Annotated in this window: 3 protein-coding genes; 2 read left to right on the forward strand and 1 reads right to left on the reverse strand. The window is 74.4% G+C overall.

The genetic code is table 11. The features are described from left to right. The first annotated feature begins 204 nt into the window (after positions 1 to 204). Both MTP10_RS41790 and MTP10_RS41795 read left to right on the forward strand, forming a co-directional pair. Positions 205 to 1,104 carry a LysR substrate-binding domain-containing protein gene (locus MTP10_RS41790; protein ID WP_310717453.1) on the forward strand — a complete coding sequence of 300 codons (900 nt, stop codon included), beginning with the start codon at positions 205 to 207 and terminating at the stop codon, positions 1,102 to 1,104. A gap of 109 nt (positions 1,105 to 1,213) precedes the next feature. Next, on the forward strand, positions 1,214 to 2,653 hold the full coding sequence (locus tag MTP10_RS41795) for a serine hydrolase domain-containing protein (protein ID WP_310717454.1): 1,440 nt from the start codon (positions 1,214 to 1,216) through the stop codon (positions 2,651 to 2,653). A gap of 16 nt (positions 2,654 to 2,669) precedes the next feature. Here MTP10_RS41795 and MTP10_RS41800 read toward each other — a convergent pair whose 3' ends face one another. Further along, positions 2,670 to 3,338 carry a LysR family transcriptional regulator substrate-binding protein gene (locus MTP10_RS41800; protein ID WP_310717455.1) on the reverse strand — a complete coding sequence of 223 codons (669 nt, stop codon included), beginning with the start codon at positions 3,336 to 3,338 and terminating at the stop codon, positions 2,670 to 2,672. Positions 3,339 to 3,345: the final 7 nt, after the last annotated feature.

Raw genomic sequence — 3,345 nt, forward strand, 5'->3', positions numbered from 1 at the left:
GGCCAGGCCGAAGTAGTAGCTCGTACGGCCGAGCGGGCGTGAGAACGGCACCGGCCGCAACGCGAACAACGTGCCGACAGCGGCGAGCGCCACAGGGAACAGATACCCGAAGGGCACGAAACCTCCAACGATTGAATACTCGTGGATGACCCTAGAAGAACCCCTATATGCTGTCCAAGACCAGTTTCTCCATATCTTCATAGCTTGAGGGGCATAATGGATCTGCTGTCGCTGCGCTACTTCCAGGCTGTGGCGCGCCATGAGCACATCAGCAGGGCGGCCGAAGAACTCCGCGTCGCCCAGCCCTCGCTCAGCCGGACCATCGCGCGCCTGGAGTCCGACCTGGGCGTGCCCCTGTTCGACAGGCACGGCAGGCGAATCCGCCTCAACCGGTTCGGCGCCGCATTCCTGCGCCGGGTGAACAGGGCCCTGGCCGAGCTGGATGACGCCAGGCGCGAACTCGCCGACGCCGCCGGGCTGGCCCGCGGCAGCGTCTCGCTCGCCTCGGAGACGCTGCTCACGGTCACCGAACCGGTCAAGAGCTTCATCGCCGAACATCCAGGCATCGCCGTACGTCTCTTCCAGGCGAACCCGGAGGTCATGACGGAGCGGCTGAGCGAGGGACAGGTCGACTTCTGCCTGGCCTCCGAGGTGCTCGACGGGCCGGGGCTCGTCCATGAGGAACTCCTGCGCGAGGAGATCCTGCTCGCCGTGCCGCTCGGGCACCGGCTCGCCGGCCGGCGGGAGGTGACCATGGCCGACCTCGCGGGTGAACCCGTCGTCACCACCCGGCCGGGGATCTGGCAGCGCACGCTGGCCGAGCGGCTGTTCTCCGAGGCCGGGCTGGAACTGGTGGTCGCCTGCGAGATCGACGAGGCCACCACGGCCATCGAGATGGTCAGCGCCGGGCTCGGAGTGGGTTTCGGCCCCGCCTGGTACCTCCGCTCGCCGCTGGCGGCCTCGCGGGCGCCGTTCTCGCCCGTACCGCTGGCCGCTCCCGGCGCCGAGCGGGTCCTGTGGCTGGTCTGGCGGGAGGGGGCCTACGTGTCGGAGGCGGCTCGCCGCTTCCGCGACCACCTGACCGCCTCACTGATCACGACCTAGGCCTTTGATCTGCGGCGACACCTGACCCGGCCGGCCGGCTCAGGCGGAGGTGATCGGGCCCGGGCTGATCTCCTTCCGAGCGGCGGACCGGCCGGTAGGGTGGACGGTCATGGACGACACGCTCGGTCTTTCGGCCCACCCCTCGGCGGACGACCACACCGGCTCCGGACAGGGGGCGGCCGGATCGGCGGTGGGATCGGCGGCCGGGCGGGCATTGCTGCGGCGTCTGGCCGAGGACCAGTCCCGCAACCGGGTACCGTCGATCGTGGCGGCCATCGTCCGCGACGGCCGGACGGCCTGGTTCGGGGCGCGCGGCCGCATCGACGGCGAGAGCCCCATCAACAGCGGTGGCGAGGGTTCGCCGCCCACCGACGCGACCCAGTACCGGCTGGGGTCGATCACCAAGTCGCTGGTGGCCGTGGCCGTCATGCGGCTGCGCGACGAGGGCCGCCTGGACCTGCTCGACCCCGTCGGCAAGCACGTGCCCGAGGCGCCGATCGGCGAGGTGACGATCGCGCAGCTGCTGTCGCACACCGGCGGGCTGAGCGCCGAGCCGCCCACCGCCTGGTGGGAGCGCACCCCCGGCCTGCCGCCGGAGGCGCTGCTGGGCCGGCTGTCCGCCGGCGACCTCAAGCACCGGCCCGGCCGCCGCTACCACTACAGCAACCTCGGCTACGCGCTGCTCGGCGAGCTGGTCGCCCGGCTGCGCGGCGTCCCGTGGCTGCGGGCCGTGCAGGAGGAGATCCTGACGCCGCTGGGCATGGAGGCCACCACCGCCCGGCCGAGGAAGCCGCACGCCACCGGCTACGCCGTCCACCCGTACGCCGACGTGCTGCTGCGTGAGCCGGAGCACGACGCCGGGGCGATGGGGCCGGCCGGGCAGCTGTGGTCGTCGGCCGCCGACCTGGCCAGGTGGGCGGCGTTCGTGGCCGGCGACACCGGCGGCGTGCTGGCGCCCGCCACGCTGGCGGAGATGCGCGAGCCGGCCACCGTCGACGACGGCGACGCCTGGAGCAGCGGTTACGGCCTGGGCCTGCAACTGACCCGGCACGCCGGGCGGCGCCTGGCCGGGCACACCGGGTCGATGCCCGGGTTCCTGGCCACGGTGTGGGCCGACCCGGCCGAGCGGGTCGGCGTGCTGTACCTGGCCAACGTCACCTCCGGCGTGAGCCGGTCGCTGCCGCTGGACCTGCTGGACATCCTGGCCGAGCACGAGCCGCGGCTGCCGCGGGAATGGCGTGCCTGCCCCGCCGAGCCGGAGCTGCTGGCGCTGACCGGGGTGTGGCATTGGGGGCCGTCCCCGTACGTGCTGCGGCTGCTGCCGGGACGGATGCTGTCGCTGGCGCCGATGAACGGGCCCGGCAGGGCCTCACGGTTCGCGCCGCGCGAGGACGGCACGTGGGTGGGGCTGGAGGGCTACTACGCGGGTGAGACGCTGCGGGTCGCGCCCGACCACCTCGACCTCAACACCTTCGTCTTCACCCGCGTCCCCTACGACGCGGACGCGCCCGTGCCCGGCGGGGTGGACGGCTGGCACGGGCGCGGCTGAGCTGTCGCGGGGACCTTCAGGGGGACAGGGCGGCCGCCAGGCGGGCCGCCGGTCCCGGCGGCAGGGCCGGGTGCAGCAGCTCCACCCGGTGCACCAGCCGGGGGGCCGCCAGCGGCACGCCCGGTCCCGCCGAGGCGGGCAGCAGCGTCAGGCCGTGCCCGGCGGCCACCAGGTTGCGCACGGTCTGCACGTCGTCGCCCCGGTAGTCCAGCCCGGCCCGGAAACCGTCGCCCACCAGATCCCGTAGCCGCCGCAGCGGGCACAACGGCGTGGCCAGCCAGCGGGCGTCGATCAGGTCGGCCAGCCGCAGCCCCGCCCGGCCCGCCAGCGGATGGCCGGGCGGCAGCGCCACCACCAGCTCCTCATCCGACACCCCGACCGTGGTCATGGGGCCCGCCTCCGGCAGGCGCAGCGGGTCGTTGGGCGCGGTGATGCCGTCGGTCAGCCCCAGATCGGCCTCGCCCGCCGCGACCTGGGCCGCCACCTGCTCGCGGCCCACGGTGCGCAGCCGCACCCGCAGGCGGGGCTGCTCGGCGCGGGCCCGCGCCAGCCGCGCGGCCAGCACCGGGTTGAGGGCCAGCGGCGCCACCGCCAGGGTGAGCCGGTGGGCGGGCGCGCGGCTGCTGGAGCACGCCGGCCCGCTGCTGCTGCGCCTGCGCGCCGCCCGCGCCGACGTGCTGCGCACCGCCGCG

The organism is Nonomuraea sp. 3-1Str (assembly GCF_031570565.1).
GTDB lineage: Bacteria > Actinomycetota > Actinomycetes > Streptosporangiales > Streptosporangiaceae > Nonomuraea.

What these genes read in the sequence shown, in the direction of transcription:
- MTP10_RS41795 (WP_310717454.1), top strand. Translation starts at nt 1,214, where the DNA reads ATGGACGACACGCTCGGTCTTTCGGCCCACCCCTCGGCGGACGACCAC.